Source organism: Streptomyces arenae, from assembly GCF_022343545.1.
Taxonomy (GTDB): Bacteria; Actinomycetota; Actinomycetes; order Streptomycetales; family Streptomycetaceae; genus Streptomyces; species Streptomyces humi.
Map to the genome: position 1 here is coordinate 1 of NZ_JAKQYH010000065.1, position 15,509 is coordinate 15,509.

General features: G+C 72.4%; 14 protein-coding genes. 7 read left to right on the forward strand and 7 right to left on the reverse strand.

Annotated features, from left to right (window positions below; translation table 11 throughout):
* The 4 genes from MB828_RS30235 to MB828_RS30250 form a co-directional block, all read right to left on the reverse strand.
* A partial coding sequence (locus MB828_RS30235; protein WP_301650946.1) for a 2-oxoglutarate dehydrogenase E1 subunit family protein occupies positions 1-289 on the reverse strand: 289 nt, incomplete at its 3' end.
* A 259-nt stretch (positions 290-548) separates the two neighbouring features.
* The gene (locus tag MB828_RS30240) at positions 549-1,673 is read right to left on the reverse strand and encodes a HAMP domain-containing sensor histidine kinase (protein ID WP_301650947.1); all 1,125 of its coding nucleotides are present in this window, start codon (positions 1,671-1,673) and stop codon (positions 549-551) included.
* Positions 1,670-2,410 carry a response regulator transcription factor gene (locus MB828_RS30245; RefSeq protein ID WP_133025328.1) on the reverse strand — a complete coding sequence of 247 codons (741 nt, stop codon included), beginning with the start codon at positions 2,408-2,410 and terminating at the stop codon, positions 1,670-1,672. Before MB828_RS30245 ends, MB828_RS30240 begins: the two co-directional genes overlap by 4 nt.
* Before the next feature lie 110 nt (positions 2,411-2,520).
* Complete coding sequence (locus tag MB828_RS30250) at positions 2,521-3,210, reverse strand: spermidine synthase (protein ID WP_301650970.1); 690 nt, start codon at positions 3,208-3,210, stop codon at positions 2,521-2,523.
* A gap of 253 nt (positions 3,211-3,463) precedes the next feature.
* On the opposite strand from MB828_RS30250, the gene MB828_RS30255 reads away from it, so the two are divergent.
* Positions 3,464-4,303 (forward strand): rhomboid-like protein, encoded by an 840-nt coding sequence (locus MB828_RS30255; protein ID WP_301650948.1) that lies wholly within the window; start codon positions 3,464-3,466, stop codon positions 4,301-4,303.
* A gap of 128 nt (positions 4,304-4,431) precedes the next feature.
* Here the strand turns inward: MB828_RS30255 and MB828_RS30260 are convergent, their stop codons facing one another.
* Positions 4,432-5,238, reverse strand: coding sequence for a GNAT family N-acetyltransferase (locus MB828_RS30260; protein ID WP_301650949.1), 807 nt, complete (start codon positions 5,236-5,238; stop codon positions 4,432-4,434).
* 229 nt (positions 5,239-5,467) lie between these two features.
* On the opposite strand from MB828_RS30260, the gene lon reads away from it, so the two are divergent.
* Positions 5,468-7,888, forward strand: coding sequence for an endopeptidase La (lon, locus tag MB828_RS30265; protein WP_301650950.1), 2,421 nt, complete (start codon positions 5,468-5,470; stop codon positions 7,886-7,888).
* 73 nt (positions 7,889-7,961) lie between these two features.
* Here lon and MB828_RS30270 read toward each other — a convergent pair whose 3' ends face one another.
* Positions 7,962-8,768: a lysozyme gene (locus MB828_RS30270; protein ID WP_133025324.1), complete on the reverse strand. Its 807-nt coding sequence runs from the start codon at positions 8,766-8,768 to the stop codon at positions 7,962-7,964.
* 278 nt (positions 8,769-9,046) lie between these two features.
* On the opposite strand from MB828_RS30270, the gene MB828_RS30275 reads away from it, so the two are divergent.
* The gene (locus MB828_RS30275) at positions 9,047-9,538 is read left to right on the forward strand and encodes a MarR family winged helix-turn-helix transcriptional regulator (RefSeq protein WP_046731911.1); all 492 of its coding nucleotides are present in this window, start codon (positions 9,047-9,049) and stop codon (positions 9,536-9,538) included.
* 24 nt (positions 9,539-9,562) lie between these two features.
* Here MB828_RS30275 and MB828_RS30280 read toward each other — a convergent pair whose 3' ends face one another.
* A complete protein-coding gene (locus MB828_RS30280) occupies positions 9,563-10,351 on the reverse strand; it encodes a protein phosphatase 2C domain-containing protein (RefSeq protein WP_301650951.1) in 789 nt (262 codons plus the stop codon).
* Between the two features lie 405 nt (positions 10,352-10,756).
* On the opposite strand from MB828_RS30280, the gene MB828_RS30285 reads away from it, so the two are divergent.
* The 4 genes from MB828_RS30285 to MB828_RS30300 are packed head-to-tail and all read left to right on the forward strand — an operon-like array spanning position 10,757 to position 15,507.
* A complete protein-coding gene (locus tag MB828_RS30285) occupies positions 10,757-13,972 on the forward strand; it encodes a sensor histidine kinase (RefSeq protein WP_301650952.1) in 3,216 nt (1,071 codons plus the stop codon).
* A complete protein-coding gene (locus MB828_RS30290) occupies positions 13,969-14,472 on the forward strand; it encodes a roadblock/LC7 domain-containing protein (RefSeq protein ID WP_133025321.1) in 504 nt (167 codons plus the stop codon). Before MB828_RS30285 ends, MB828_RS30290 begins: the two co-directional genes overlap by 4 nt.
* The gene (locus tag MB828_RS30295) at positions 14,469-14,891 is read left to right on the forward strand and encodes a DUF742 domain-containing protein (protein ID WP_046731914.1); all 423 of its coding nucleotides are present in this window, start codon (positions 14,469-14,471) and stop codon (positions 14,889-14,891) included. The genes MB828_RS30290 and MB828_RS30295 overlap by 4 nt, the downstream gene beginning before the upstream one ends.
* On the forward strand, positions 14,872-15,507 hold the full coding sequence (locus tag MB828_RS30300; protein ID WP_133025319.1) for a GTP-binding protein: 636 nt from the start codon (positions 14,872-14,874) through the stop codon (positions 15,505-15,507). The genes MB828_RS30295 and MB828_RS30300 overlap by 20 nt, the downstream gene beginning before the upstream one ends.
* Positions 15,508-15,509 lie beyond the last annotated feature (2 nt).

A 15,509-nucleotide genomic window follows, 5' to 3' on the forward strand; every position in this document is an offset into this window, starting at 1 on the left:
GTGCGGGCGCCGKCGCGGCCGGAGCCGGCTGGGCCGGCGCGGGTGTGGTGCCGGTGCCCGCGGCCCCCGCGGCCGCGGTACCCGCCGGAGCCGGGGCGGCGGGCGCTCCCGGCTTGTAGTCGGCGAAGAAGTCCCACCAGGCTCGGTCTACCGAATTCGGGTCCTGGAGGTACTGCTGATAGATCTCGTCGACGAGCCACTCGTTCGGTCCGAACGCGGCCGCGGGGTTCTTGCCCGCTTGGTCTGCGTCGGTCGAGATGCTCGAGTTACTGGGGGACTGTGGCGACACGGCGGCAACCGCCCTCTTCCGCTTCACAAGGTGATGGACAGCGGGAATAAAGGCTACGCCTCCATGGCCGGGAAGGTCAGGCTGAGCAAGGTCATCGTCGCGTAAGTCACACCGGAAAACTTGTTTCAGGGCTTGAAATGGCGGGAAACAAGCGTGGTTCCACTGTGAGTGGTCCGAACCGGGGCATGGCTCCGCCAGGTCAGGAGCGGAGAGCCCGGTGGACAGAGGTGGATCTTGAGGCTCCGGTTCGAACTTTACGTCAACTTGGCATGGATGAAAGCCCCGGGAGGGTGACGATAATCCTGCAACCCCGGTCGGATTCGGCCACGCCGATCCCGCCACCGTGCAGGTCCACCGCCCAGCGGGCGATCGCCAGCCCCAGCCCCGTACCGCCGTCGCTGCCCGGCCCGTGCGGCCGTCGTACGGCCCCCCGGTTGAAGCGCTCGAAGACCCGGTGCCACTCGGAGCGCGGAATGCCGGGGCCCTCGTCCAGGACCTCCAGCTCCAGCGACTCCGGCAGCGGCCCGCGCCGCGCCCGTACGGTCACCCGGCCGTGCGGCGGGCTGTGCTTGACCGCGTTGTCGATGAGGTTCGCCACGACCTGGTGGATGCGCTCCGGGTCGGCGTGCGCGGTCAGCTCCGGCGGGGACACGTCCAGATGCAGATGGACGTCCGTCCGGGTGTGACTGCCGGAGTTCGAGGCGAGCCCGCGCGCCCCGGCGACCATGTTGGCCTCCTTGAGCACCCCCGAGAGGTACGGCCACACCTCGAAACGGCGCTGCCGCAGCGGCACCACCCCGTTGTCGAGGCGGGAGAGGTCCAGCAGCGTCTCCACCAGCCGGCCGAGGCGCTCGGTCTGCTTGAGGGCCGTGCGCATGGTCTCGGTGTCCGGCTCGGCGATCCCGTCCACGACGTTCTCCAGGACGGCCCGCAGGCCCGCGATGGGCGTGCGCAGCTCGTGCGAGACGTTCGCGACCAGTTCCTTGCGCTGGCGGTCCTGGGCCTCCAGCTCGTCGGCCATGACGTTGATCGTCTCGGCCAGGTCGCCCAGCTCGTCCCGGCGGTTCTCGCGCACCCGGCGCGTGTAGTCGCCCTGCGAGATCGACTTGGCCACCGTGTTCATGTCGTCCAGCGGCGCGGTGAGCGAATGCGCCACGAACTGCGTTATCAGCAGTGTGGCGATCATCGAGAAGACCGTGATGAAGCGGAGCTCCGTCTTGGTGTGCACCGCGATCATCGACAGACCCGTGGTGATCAGCACCGAGACGACGACCAGGGCGCCCAGCTTGGTCTTGATCGAGAACGGGCGCACCCCGCCCCAGGGCCCGGCTCCGGGGCCCCCTGGCCCTCCGGGGCCTCTCGGTCCGGCCGGCCCTGCGCTCATGGCGTCGGGGTCTCCAGCGCGTAGCCCACACCGTGCACGGTGCGGATCCGCTCGGCGCCGATCTTCCGGCGCAGCGCCTTGATGTGGCTGTCGACCGTGCGGGTGCCGGAGGCGTCCGCCCAGTCCCACACCTCGGCCAGCAGCTGCTCCCGGGAGAGCACCGCGCGCGGGGTGTTGGCCAGGCACACCAGCAGGTCGAACTCGGTCGGCGTGAGGTGCACGTCCTCGCTGCGCACCCGCACCCGGCGCTGGGCGTGGTCGATCTCCAGCTCGCCGAGGCGCAGGATGCCGGAGCGGGGCGTGGAGGCCGCGATGGCCGCCCGCTCCACCCGGCGCAGCAGTACGTGCACGCGCGCCGCCAGCTCCCGCATGGAGAACGGCTTGGTCATGTAGTCGTCGGCGCCGACCCCGAGGCCGACCAGCATGTCGGTCTCGTCGTCGCGCGCGGTGAGCATCAGCACCGGCACCGGCCGGGCGGCCTGCACCCGACGGCAGACCTCCAGACCGTCGAAGCCGGGCAGCATGATGTCGAGGATCAGCAGATCGGGCTGCCAGGCCTCGGCCGTGTCGACGGCGGCCGGGCCGTCACCCGCGGTTTGCACGAGGAATCCCTCGGCGCGCAGGCGGGCCGCGATGGCGTCGACGATCGTGGGGTCGTCCTCGACGACCAGAACACGGCGCTGGGCGCCCGCAGTCGCCGTCGCCGTGCCGTTCTGGGAGGTGTGTGTCTGCTCCATCGCCCGCCCCTGTGTGCTTTCCGGAACCAGTGGGGTGATCCCATGACTGCGATTGACGCTTGAATGATCCGCGTCAGGGATGCACATTACGGGGACAGGCGGCGCACTCGCTATCCAGGGCGGACGGCAAGGTGAACGACGTCCGGAACGCCCCGGGCAACCGGCATCTCTTCGGTACGCACCTGCGTGAACCCGGCATTCCGCAAGGTTTCTTCGAATTCCGCCGAGGGCTGCGCCGACCACACGGCCAGTACCCCGCCCGGTCGCAACACCCTTGCGCAGCTTGTGAGTCCGGCAGGCGAGTAGAGGCCCTCGTTGGCCGCGTCGACGGTCCAGCCGGGCCCGTTGTCGATGTCCAGGCACAGCGCGTCGAACGTGTCGCAAGTCTCATTGACGTACGCCACGAGATCGTCCTCGACGATCACCGTGCGCGGATCGGCGAACGCGCGTGCGGAGAACGCGGACAGCGGGCCGTCGCGGTGCCAGCCGACGACCGCCGCCTCCCGCTCCACCACCGTGATCCGCCCCCAGTGGGCGTCCTGTGCGGCATGCGCGAGCGAGAAGCCGACGCCGAGCCCGCCGATCAGCACGGCCGGCGCCGGCCGCCCGTCCAGGGCCGCCCGCGCGGCGTCCACCAGCAGCCGTTCCGAGCGGCCGTCGGAGGTGTCCATCAGGAAGCAGCCGTTGGCGATGATCTGCAGCAACTCGCCGTGCCTGCGCAGCACCACCTCCCCGTACGGACCGTCGCGCCGGTCCAGGACCACGGGGCGGCCGTCGTACGCGGAGGCTGCGGCAGTCATGCCGTCATCCTGCCCCAACAAGGCTTTGCGGCCACGCGAATTACGGGTGGCGGACAGTCGCACTCGGGTCACTCGTTCGAGGGGCCGCGCGGCGCTTCGCGTCCGCGGGCGGCGGGCGGTGACTCGTATGGTTCCTCCGGGCACCTCATGGTTCTTCAGAAAATCCTGAGAATCGCTCGGCGCGTGGCCTCGGTCATAGACAGCGGCTCGTGGGACGGCGAAGGGTGGAGTGAAACGGAAGGAGCGCCTCACCGTGGAACGGACCGCGAGGGCCGCGACGACGCCCCCGCCCGAGCCCGCCGCTGCTTCCGCCGGGCCGCTGCCGGCCGCCGAGGTCGCTCTGCTGCTGGACGGTGTGCCGCGGCAGCGTGGGCCGGTCGCGGTGGCGCTGCCGCCGGTTCCGCGGGCCGTCCCGCTGCCGCGCCCCTGGCGGCTGCTGCCCACCCCCACCGGCACCCCCGTCACCTTCGCCTACACCGCCGTCCTGGCCCTCACCTCGCTCTTCGCGAGCCATGCCGGTCCCGGTCTGCTGCACACCGTCTACCAGGACTCCAGCACCGACGTGGCGCATCTGGTGCGCACCCCGGTCTTCGTCCTGCTGGCCAGCGCGCTGTGGATCGCGGGCGGCCTGCTGTCGCCGTACGCCTTCGCCTTCGTGCTCGTGCTGACCGCGCTGGAACGGCGCATAGGGGGCGCCCGCGCGATCCTCGTCTTCCTGGCCGGCCATGTGCTCGCCACCCTCGCGACCGAGGTACCGGTGGGCCTCGCGGTACTGGTCGGCCACCTCCCCGGCACCTCCCTGCACCGCCTCGACTACGGCATCAGCTTCGGCGTCGCCGCCAGCATCGGCGCGCTCTGCGGACTGCTCACCCCCTGGCTGCGCTGGCCGCTGCTCGCCCTGGTCGGCTACGCCCTGCTCGCCGACCTCGTCGCCTTCCAGGACCCGATGACCAACTGGGGCCATCTGATCGCGCTCGGCATCGGGACGGCGCTGTGGCCGGTGGTACGGCGCTGGTACCGGGAGCAGGGCCCCGCCGGTGCCGGCACCGGCGCCGTCCCCGCGGGAGACCCGGGCGCGGCGGGCCGCCCCTAGGCTCCTGGCCCGCTCAGGTGTCCCCAGGGCCTGTTCCCGCTCCGCCGTCGCGCCGTGCAGGCGGTCGGTGAGGGGTGCGGCGTCGTCGTGGCTGGGCGCGCAGTTCCCCGCGCCCCTGACGGGGCGTTTCAGGTGGCCGGGGTCCAGACGTACGGGGTCGTGGTCGTCACGGCCTTGAAGCCCAGGCGTTCGAGGATCGGGGTGCTGTCGGGGGACGCCTCCACCAGGAGGTGGGCCGCGCCCCCGGCCGTCGCCCGGGCCGCGCGGAGGGCGACCAGGGCACGGTAGACGCCCTTGCCGCGCCACTCGGCCAGCGTGGAGCCGCCCAGCAGCATGGCGAAGTCGGTGTCCGGCCGGATCTCCACCCAGGCCGCCGAGACGACCTCGCCGCCCGCCTCGGCGACGTAGATCTCCAGGACGTCCGGTTCCGCCGTCAGCAGGCCCCGCAGATGTTCCGCGAGCCACGTCATGTCCTCGCCCCACACCGCCGTCTCCATCCCGGCGATGCGGTCCAGGTCCGCGTCGTCGGTGACCCGGCGGAGCGTCACCCCGGTGGGCAGTACGGGGGACGCCGTGGCCAGGTCGCCGGCCGGCGCGATCAGGACCGTCTCCTCGGGCTCGGGTTCGAAGCCCGCCGCGCGGAGCCGGTCGGTGAGGTCGGCCGGGGTGTCGTGCGCGCACACCTTCCACTCCACCGCCTCGCCGCGCGCCGCGAAGAAGTCCCGTTGCCGGGCGATCTGCGCGTCCAGTTCGCGGCCGCGCAGGCCGCCCCAGTCGTGCCGGCCGCCCACGAAGCCGCGGTGCTCGCCCACCACCCGCAGCAGGGGGCCGTCGTGTTCGTACGTGACCCCCGGAGCCGGGGTCGAGGGCTCCAGCGAGCGCATCTGGGCGTCGTAGGCGGCGAGCAGGGCCGCCGTGGTGTCGGTGTCTGTCACCGGGGGACCGTACGGGGAATGCACCCCAGCCGATCAACTGTTTTTCCCGTGTGCGCTCCCTGCTGAAACCCGTGTGCACTCCCTGTTGAGACCCGGGCGTTCTCCCCGCTGAGAGCACGTCCGGCCTGGTCACCGCTCGATCGCTCAGAGCGAACATATGCATGGGAACATTTCTGGGCGGCCAGGCATTGAGTCGGCATAGCTCAAGTTCACTGCCGAAGGGGAGATCATGGCTTCGACGTCCGCATCACTCACCCTCCCTGTGCTGCCGCTCGACGGCGAAGTCGTGCTGCCCGGGATGGTGGTCCCGCTGGACCTCAAGGATCCCGACGTCCGCGCCGCCGTGGAGGCGGCCCAGGCCGCCGCCCGTGACGAGCCGGGCAAGCCCAGGGTGCTGCTGGTGCCGAGGATCGACGGCGCCTACCCGAGCACCGGTGTGCTCGGCACCGTGGAGCAGGTCGGCCGGCTCGCCGACGGTGACCCGGGCGCGCTGATCCGCGGCCGTCACCGGGTGCGCATCGGCGCCGGTACCACCGGCCCGGGTGCCGCCCTGTGGGTGGAGGGCACCCGCATCGACGAGAACGTCCCGGAGCCGGTGCCCGGTCATGTCACCGAACTGGTCAAGGAGTACAAGGCCCTCGCCACCGCCTGGCTGCGCAAGCGCGGCGCCTGGCAGGTCGTGGACCGGGTGCAGGCCATCGACGACGTCTCCGCGCTCGCCGACAACTCCGGTTACTCGCCCTTCCTGACCACCGAACAGAAGATCGAGCTGCTGGAGACCGTGGACGCGGTCGCCCGCCTCAAGCTGGCCACCCAGCAGCTGCGCGACCACCTCGCCGAGCAGGACGTGGCCGAGACCATCGCCAAGGACGTCCAGGAGGGCGTCGACAAGCAGCAGCGCGAGTTCCTGCTCCGCCGTCAGCTGGAGGCCGTCCGCAAGGAACTGCGCGAGCTGAACGGCGAGAAGGACAAGGACGGCGACGAGTCCGACGACTACCGGGCCCGGGTGGAGGCCGCCGACCTGCCGGAGAAGGTCCGCGAGGCCGCTCTCAAGGAGGTCGACAAGCTGGAGCGGTCCAGCGACCAGTCCCCGGAGGGCTCGTGGATCCGCACCTGGCTGGACACCGTCCTGGAACTGCCGTGGAACGAGCGGACCGAGGACCGGTACGACATCCAGGGCGCCAAGGCGGTCCTGGACGCCGAGCACGCCGGCCTGGAGGACGTGAAGGAACGGATCACCGAGTACCTGGCGGTGCGCAAGCGCCGTAACGACCGGGGACTGGGTGTCATCGGCGGGCGCCGCGGCGGTGCCGTGCTGGCCCTCGTCGGCCCGCCCGGCGTCGGCAAGACCTCGCTCGGTGAGTCGGTCGCCCACGCGATGGGCCGCAAGTTCGTCCGGGTCGCCCTCGGCGGCGTCCGCGACGAGGCCGAGATCCGCGGCCACCGCCGTACCTACGTCGGCGCGCTGCCCGGCCGGATCGTCCGCGCGATCAAGGAAGCCGGTTCGATGAACCCGGTCGTCCTGCTCGACGAGATCGACAAGGTGGGCTCCGACTTCCGCGGCGACCCGGCCGCGGCCCTGCTCGAAGTCCTCGACCCGGCGCAGAACCACACCTTCCGCGACCACTACCTGGAGGTCGAACTCGACCTGTCGGACGTGGTCTTCCTCGCCACCGCCAACGTCCTGGAGGCCATCCCGGAGGCCCTGCTCGACCGTATGGAGCTGGTCCGCCTGGACGGCTACACCGAGGACGAGAAGGTCGTCATCGCCCGTGACCACCTGCTCCCGCGCCAGCTGGAGCGGGCCGGCATCGACCAGGGCGAGGTCGTCCTCGACGAGAGCGCGCTGCGCAAGCTCGCCGGCGAGTACACCCGCGAGGCGGGCGTGCGCACCCTGGAGCGGTCGATCGCGCGGCTGCTGCGCAAGGTCGCGGCCCAGCACGAACTGGGCGAGCGGGAGCTGCCGTTCACGATCACGGACGCGGACCTGCGCGCCCTGATCGGCCGGCCGCACCACGTGCCCGAGTCCGCCCAGGACCCGGCCGAGCGCCGTACCGCGGTCCCCGGTGTGGCCACCGGTCTCGCGGTCACCGGAGCGGGCGGTGACGTCCTCTTCGTGGAGGCGTCGCTGGCCGACCCGGAGACGGGCGCGGCGGGCCTGACCCTGACCGGTCAGCTGGGTGACGTGATGAAGGAGTCGGCGCAGATCGCCCTGTCCTTCCTGCGCTCGCACGGAGCCGAACTGGAACTGCCGGTCGGCGACCTGAAGGACCGGGGTGTGCACATCCACTTCCCGGCGGGCGCGGTCCCCAAGGACGGCCCGAGCGCGGGCGTCACGATGACCACGGCGCTGGCGTCGCTGCTCTCCGGGCGGCTGGTCCGCACGGACGTGGCGATGACCGGTGAGGTCTCGCTGACCGGCCGCGTGCTGCCCATCGGCGGTGTGAAGCAGAAGCTGCTCGCCGCCCACCGCGCGGGGGTGACGACCGTCGTCATCCCGAAGCGCAACGAGGCCGACCTGGACGACGTCCCGGCCGAGGTGCTGGACAAGCTCGACGTCCACGCCGTGACCGACGTCCGGCAGGTCCTGGAACTGGCGCTCGCGCCCGCCACGAACGGCGCGGCGCCGGAGGTTCCGGCAGCGGCGTGACGGACGCTGCCGGACGCAGAGGGCCCGGGTCCCCGCGAGGGTTCCCGGGCCTTCGCCCTGACCGGCGGGGCGCTCAGCCGTTGGCGAGCGCCACCACCCGGTCCAGGGCCCCGTTGAACTTGTCGTGGTCCCCGACCGACGGACCGGTCGACGTGTACTGCCACATCGTGTACGTCGACCAGCCGGCCGGCAGCGTGCCCACCTCCGAGGCGTACCGGGCGATCCAGAGCGGGTTGGCGGACGCGAACCCGGCGTAGTTGCCGGTGCAGTCGGACCACCAGCTCGTCGCCGTGTAGATGACGGCGTCCCGGCCCGTCCGCGCCTTGTACCGGTTCAGGAAGTCGGTGATCCAGCCGACCATCCCGCTCGCGGACTTGCCGTAGCACGCGTCGCCGTACGGGTTCCACTCGATGTCGAGGACGCCCGGCAGGGTCCGGCCGTCCTTCGACCAGCCGCCGCCGTGGTCGACGAAGTAGTCGGCCTGGGCCGCGCCGCCCGTGGTGTCGGGGGTCGCGAAGTGGTACGCGCCGCGGACCATGCCGACGTCGTAGGAACCGTTGTACTGCTGGGCGAAGGACGGGTTCGTGTAGTACGTGCCTTCCGTCGCCTTGGCGTACGCCCATCGGACCCCGCTGCCCAGCAGGGTCGACCAGGCGACATCGCCCTGGTAGCTGGCGACGTCCACCCCCTCCGTCTGGGTGGCGAGGCCGGTCCTGGGGGTGCCGTTCTGGCCGTCGTGGGCCAGCACGCCCGTGCCCATGTACGCCGAGCCGCGGGCGGGGACGGCGGGGTCGGCGTGCACGGGAGCGGGGGAGAGCGCCGCGCACAGCAGCGCGGCGAGCGTGGTGAGCAGGGCGGGGACGGGTCTGAGCACAGGCATGACGTGCCTCCGTGGGGTGAGGGGATCTCAGGTATGCCAGAGCCGACCGGTGCGACCGGCGCGACACGAGGGCGCGGGGCACGAGGTCACACGGCTCGACCACTGGTGTGCGCATGCCATCGGTGGTCCGCGTGGGGAACGTACGCACGTGGCGGCCGCCGGTGAAGGGGATCCGGAGGCTGCCGTTGGTCTACGCCTGCGAAATACTTGGCGAGCTGCGGCGACGACGGGGTTTGACGGAAACTTTCAGGACTGCGAAACCGATCAGGGGTGCTGACGTGCACGAGGACGAGAAGGGCGAGGGCCGGCGACCCGCCGCCGAGCTGCCGCCGACCGGCGCGGACCAGGAGTTCCTGGCGCTGGAGCGCGAGTTGACGGTGCTGCTGCGGCGCGCCCGGGCCAGCCAGGGCGAGATGGCCCGGGAGGTCCACCCCGACCTGGAGTCCGCCGCCTACGGGCTGCTGGTCCGGCTCGACGAGTGCGGCGGCCGGCGCGCCACCGAGCTCGCCGCCTACATCGGCGTCGGCAAGGCCACCATGTCCCGCCAGCTGCGCGCCCTGGAGGAGCTCGGCCTGATCGCCCGCGAGCCCGACCCGGCCGACGGACGGGCCTGGCTGGTCGCCCTCACCGACGAGGGGCGGCGCCGGGTCGGCACGGTCCGCGAGGCCCGCCGCGGCCGCTACGTCCGCCAGCTCGCCCACTGGCCGCGCCCCGAGGTCGCCGAACTGGCCCGGCTGCTCCACCAGTTGAACGACGTCATGGAGAAGTAGCCCGCGGCCGTCGCCGGGCGCGCCTCACAGCTCGACGTACACCACCGTCGCGTCGTCGTGCGTCTTGCTCCGCCCCAGGAACATCCGCTCCTCGCGGTCGGCCGCCTCCAGCCCGCGCACCTGGTCCACCAGCGCCCGCGCCCCCTCCTTGCGGACGACGTCGAGGAGGGCCGTCCAGTCACCCTCGCGGAACTTCTCCGTCCAGCGGGTCGCGCCGTCCGTGAGCGCGGCGAGGGCGGCCACCCCGGAGCGGGGGACGGTCCCGGTCACCGCGCGGGCCGCCACCGAGGGGTCGGCGGCGGCCGTGAAGAAGCCGCCTTCCTTGTTGCGGACCGTGGCGTCGGCGACCGCGTCCGAGGCCAGGGCGGAACGGGGGAGCCGGTCCAGCCGGTCGTCCAGGACCGGCGTGAGGGCGCCGCCGGGGGAGCGCAGGAGCAGCACGGAGTCGGACAGGACCAGGTACTCGACGGCGTCCTCGGACCAGCGCGCCAGGACCACGGTCGCCTGCGGCGTACGCGGGTGAGAAAGGTCACAGGAGTCGGCATGTGCGGCGGCTGTGCGACGGATCGCTTGCTCCAGGACCTCCCGCAGCGTCAGATCTCCTCGCGAAACGGTCAGTTCGGTCAGCGCACCGCCCAGCCGCGCGGTGAACCAGGGGACCGAATGCAGACACCCGGTGCCGTCCCTCGGCGGGGTGACGCCGTCCAGGACGATCACGCAACCCCCCTGTCCGGAGGCGGGAAGGCAGACACCGGCGAAGTCCTCGTTGGGGCGGTCCTGGGCGCCGGGTTCCGAAATGACCTCAGTACGCATTCGGCCAGTCTGCACGACCCCTTCACACGCTTCACCAAAGGCTGGCAACAACCCGGGAAACGGTACGGTCCCGCAGGTCAGCCGCCTGTTTTGGGCTGGAATGGAGTACTCCGGGAAGGCGTGTCGGCGAATCCTGCCAAAGCCTGCCGTCCGCGTCCAACCGGCCAGCCGGAAAAGGCCCCCGCACGGTCCGCCGGAACTTGCCCGCCAACTCCCCTCCGATGTTCACTCCTTCGGGTGGCGGGTCAGGTGATGCGAGACCACCGCCCACCGGCGCTGGGAGGGTCGGGAACCGACATACGGTGCACGCATCGGGTGTACGCACCACGTGGCACCGAATGCCGGAGAACATGACGGGGTGCCACCCAACCCCTTGGGTACACGAGTTCAGGAATGCGAGCACCGGTGCAGAAGACGCGGCCTCGGCGCACAGGCAAGAAGACGGTCCCCGAGACGGGCACCGTCGCCCCCGTCGGCTCCGGCCGCGCCAAGCACGTCAGGACCCGGCTGATCGTGGCCGTGGCCGTGGTGGCCGCCGCGATCGCCGGAGCGGGCGGTCCCGCCCTGCTGACCGCCTCCGGGCAGCTCAGCGACTCCCAGGACCTGGTGACCCTCGCCGGACGCACCCAGGACGCGCTGGCGCTCGCCAACTCCCTCGCCGACGAGCGGGACGAGGCCACCTCCTACATCGCCGCGGGCCGCCCCAAGTCCAAGGCGCCCTCGGAGGACCGCGGCGCCCGGGTCGACCGCCAGGTCGAGGACCTGCGCGCGGACACCGACGCCCCCGGCTGGCTGCGCGCCGACCTCGACGGCATCGCGGCCGTCCGCCGCGCCGCCCTCACCGGCAAGAGCACCGCCCTCCAGGCGCACGACGCGTACTCGCGGACGATCACCGAACTGCACCGGCTCGCCGAGGAACTCGCCGAGCAGACGCCCCCCAGGGCCGGCTCCGGCGCCTACGCGCTCGCGGAACTGGACTCGGCCGTCCAGCAGTCCGCCGCCGCCCGCGGCCTGCTGCTGGCCGCCCTGAACATCCCGAGCAGCACCCAGACCACGATCAGCCCGATCACCGGGCTGCCGGTCACCAGCACCACCACCTCCCAGGCGGACAGGAAGCAGCGCGACGCCCTCGCGGCCGCCGCCCAGCAGGCCCGGCTGCGCGCGGACGCGGCCCTCGCCGACTTCCACGACACCGCCCCCAAGGCGGCGGTCGAGTCGTACGACTCCACGGTCACCGGCAACGACGTCAACTCCGCCGACAAGTACCTGGCCGCCCTCACCGACCAGCCGGCCCTCTCCGACGACGACCTCGGCACCAGTACCAAGAAGCTGGACGCGGCGCTGTCCGCCCGGGTCGAGCTGATGCGCGGCGTGGAGTCCGCCCTCTACGACCACCGCACCAAGGACCTCGCCCGGCTCCGCGACGACGACGTCACCGCGCTGGAGATCCGGATCGCGGTGGTCGGCGCCCTGATGCTGGTGGCCGTCGGTGTCGCCACGGCCATGGCCCGCAGCCTCACCCGCCCGCTGTCCGTGCTCCGCCGCGGCTCGGCCCGGCTCGCCGAGGCCGAGGACCCGCGCACCCAGGAACCGGTCAAGTTCACCGGCCGCAACGACGAGTTCGCGCAGGTCGTCCGCTCCGTCAACGCGCTGCACGCGCACAGCGTCGGGCTCTACGACCGCATCGCCACCCTGGAGACCGACCGCAAGCACCTGGTCGGCCAGCGCCAGAAGATGGCCGACGCCCGCGAGGAACTGCGCGCCGAACTGACCGACGCCGCCGCCCAGCTGGAGCGGCTGCGCACCAGCATCGGCGGCACCTTCGTCAACCTCGCGCTGCGCACCCTGGGCCTGGTCGAACGCCAGCTCGCCGTCATCGAGGGCCTGGAGGAGCGCGAGCACGACCCGGAACGCCTCGCGACCCTCTTCAAGCTCGACCACTTCGCCACGGTGATGCGCCGGCACAGCGAGAACCTCCTGGTCCTCGCGGGCACCGAGCACGTCCAGCAGCACGCGGGCCCGATCCCGCTGGTCGACGTCGTCCGGGCGGCCGTCAGCGAGATCGAGCGCTACGAGCGGGTCCGCATCGCCGCGCTGCCGCCCCACGCGCACGTGGCCGGCTTCGCCGCCGACGACCTCTCCCACCTCCTCGCCGAACTGATGGAGAACGCCACCGCGTCCTCCCCGCCCGACGTCCCCGTGGAGATCTCCGGCTGGCTCCTGGAGAGCGGCGAGGTCATGCTCTCCGTGCAGGACGAGGGCATCGGCATGACCGCCGACCGCATGGTCCGCCTCAACGGCCGGCTCGCCGAGTTCGACCCCGAGTCGCCGTACGACCAGGAGGGCGAGGACGGTCTCGGCCTCGGCCTGTACGTGGTGGCCCGGCTGGCCCACCGGCACGGTGTCCGGGTGCAGCTGCGCGAGCAGAAGCAGGGCGGGGTGGCGGCCGTCGTCGTCCTGCCCCAGGCCCTGCTGGCGGCGCCTCCGGAGGCGGTCGCCGCGCCCTCGGCCGGGGCGGCCGGCGCCCACGCGTTCTCCCTGCCCGGCGCGGACGCGGAGGTCAACTCCAACGTCCTGCACGGCCGCGCCACCTCCGGCGACCCGCTGGTGACGCTGGCGGAGAAGGCCGTACAGGAGGCCGACGGGGAGGCCGCCACGGTACGGCCGCCCGACGGGGAGGCCGCCACGGTACGGCCGCCCGCCGAGCAGGTCCCGGCGGTACGGCAGCCGGCGGAGGACGCCGTGCACGAGCAGGCGGCCGCGTCCGGGCCGCCCGCCCCCGAACCGACGACCCGCCCGAAGGCCCCACCGGAGACCCTCGCCGAGACGACGATGGAACTCCTCCTGCCGGAACTCACCGAGCCGACGGGGGAGCACCCCCGCACGGCCCCACCCGGCGGGCAGCCGGAAGGCGTTCCCGTGGGGGAGCGGCAGCCCTGGACCCCCTCGACCGGGGAGCAGCCCGAGGCGCAGCGGCCGCCGGCCGCCGAGGCGTGGGAGCGGCCGCCGGCCGGTACCGGCGACGGTGCGGCGCATCGGGCGGACACGGAGGCCGGCGCCTTCTCGTCCGAGGGGCAGCCGGGGGGCCTGCCCGGGGCGCAGCGGCCGCGGGCCGCCGAGGCGTGGGGGCGGCCGCCGGCCGGTACCGGCGACGGCGGCGCGCATCCGGCGGACGCCGAGGCCCGGATCCGGCCGGTGTCCGTGGACGCGGACGGTGAGCGGGCGCCGCTCGGGCCGACCCTGTCCGGCAGCGGCACGGGTGGCACCGGCGGGGACGCCTTCGGCGGAGCCGAGGAGCACTCGCGCGCGCTGCCCCCGCCCGGCGACGACGCCCCGGCGGACGCCGAGGACCTGGTCACCAGCAAGGGCCTCCCCAAGCGCACCCCCAAGATCACCGCACCCGCCGCCCCACCCCGCCAGCGCAGCACCGGCGTGGACGCCGAAGCCCTCCGGCGCAGGCTGGGCGGGTTCCGCCGCGGCGCCGACGCCGGACGGCGTGACGTCGAGGCGGAGATCGCCGAACAGACCGGCCAGAACCAGGTGCCCAGCACCAAGGCGGCCGGCCCCGGAACCGCATCCGAAGAAGCCACGGGGGGCACAGTCGAGGAGGCAAGCAGTTGACGGCGCCCAGTACCTTCGGACTGAGCAGTGAGGCACGCAACCTGCACTGGCTGCTGAGCAACCTCGTCGAGGAGGTGCCCGGTATCCAGTCGGTCGCCGTGGTCTCCTCCGACGGCCTGCTCCTGCTGTCCTCGGACACCAGCCGAAACGAAGCGGCCCGTGAGGCACAGAGCGAGAAGCGCAAGGGCCCCCGCGGCTCCGCCGCCGACCTCGCCACCATCGTCTCCGGCATCGGCAGCCTCACCGTCGGCGCCGCGAAGCTGATGGACTCCGGCCCGGTCAAGCACACGATGGTCGCGATGGACGAGGGCAGCCTCTTCGTGATGTCGATCAGCGACGGCTCACTGCTCGGCGTGCACGGCAGCGCGGAGTGCGACATGAGCGTGGTGGCGTACCACATGGCCCTGTTCGTCGGCCGCGCCGGCCACGTCCTGACCCCGGAACTCCGCAGTGAGCTACGGAAATCGCTGGAGACCGACGCGCCGAGGAGCGGCCGATGAGCAGCGCGCCGAAGAACCGCAGGCAGAACCTCCCGGTCCGGGGCGGCGACCGCAAGCCCGCCCGGGTCCGCCCCTACTCCCTCACCGGCGGACGCACCCGCTTCGGCCACGTCCTGCTCGTGGAGACCTTCGTGGCGGCCCTGGAGGCCCCCGAGGAGCGCAAGGAACTGACGAATGGTTCCCTCAACACCCGGGTGATGCCGGAGATGCGGGCCATCGTCGAACTGTGCCGCCGGATGCGCACGGTGGCCGAGATCGCCGCGCTGCTGAAGATGCCGCTCGGTGTGGTCCGGGTCCTGCTCAGTGACCTCGCGGACCAGGGAAAGATCCGTGTGTACGGAACCGGGACGGGACACGGCGTCGGCCGCCCGGACCGCGCTCTGCTGGAAAGGGTGCTGAGTGGACTACGCCGTCTCTGACGCCGCCGGCGTCAACCCGCTCCTCGACGGGGAGGAGCACGCCCGGTCGTGGCAGACGGACCGCAGCCGGGCCCCCATCGCGACGAAGATAGTCGTGGCGGGCGGTTTCGGCGTCGGCAAGACCACGCTGGTGACCGCCGTCTCGGAGATCACGCCCCTGCAGACCGAGGCGCTGATGACCGAGGCGAGCGAGGAGACCGACGACCTCACCGCCACGCCCGGCAAGCTCACCACCACCGTGGCCATGGACTTCGGCCGCATCACGCTCGACGACGACCTGGTGCTCTACCTGTTCGGCACCCCGGGCCAGCAGCGGTTCTGGTTCATGTGGGACGACCTGGTGCGGGGCGCGATCGGGGCCGTCGTCCTCGCGGACACCCGGCGGCTGAAGGACTGCTTCCCGGCCCTCGACTACTTCGAGAGCTGCGGGCTGCCGTACGTCGTCGCGGTCAACCACTTCGACGGCACCGAGCGCTTCGAACCGGAGGACGTGCGCGAGGCATTGACGATTCCGCCGCGCATACCTGTAATGATCATGGATGCCCGCCGTCGTGTCCCGGTGATCGAGACGCTGCTGTCCCTGGTCGCCCACGCGCTGGACGAAACCCCCGAGTAGGA

Coding starts and splice junctions, on each gene's coding strand:
- MB828_RS30270 (WP_133025324.1), bottom strand. CDS start 8,768: ATGCCTGTGCTCAGACCCGTCCCCGCCCTGCTCACCACGCTCGCCGCG.
- lon (WP_301650950.1), top strand. CDS start 5,468: ATGGCTTCGACGTCCGCATCACTCACCCTCCCTGTGCTGCCGCTCGAC.
- MB828_RS30245 (WP_133025328.1), bottom strand. CDS start 2,410: ATGGAGCAGACACACACCTCCCAGAACGGCACGGCGACGGCGACTGCG.
- MB828_RS30240 (WP_301650947.1), bottom strand. CDS start 1,673: ATGAGCGCAGGGCCGGCCGGACCGAGAGGCCCCGGAGGGCCAGGGGGC.
- MB828_RS30250 (WP_301650970.1), bottom strand. CDS start 3,210: ATGACTGCCGCAGCCTCCGCGTACGACGGCCGCCCCGTGGTCCTGGAC.
- MB828_RS30295 (WP_046731914.1), top strand. CDS start 14,469: ATGAGCAGCGCGCCGAAGAACCGCAGGCAGAACCTCCCGGTCCGGGGC.
- MB828_RS30280 (WP_301650951.1), bottom strand. CDS start 10,351: ATGCGTACTGAGGTCATTTCGGAACCCGGCGCCCAGGACCGCCCCAAC.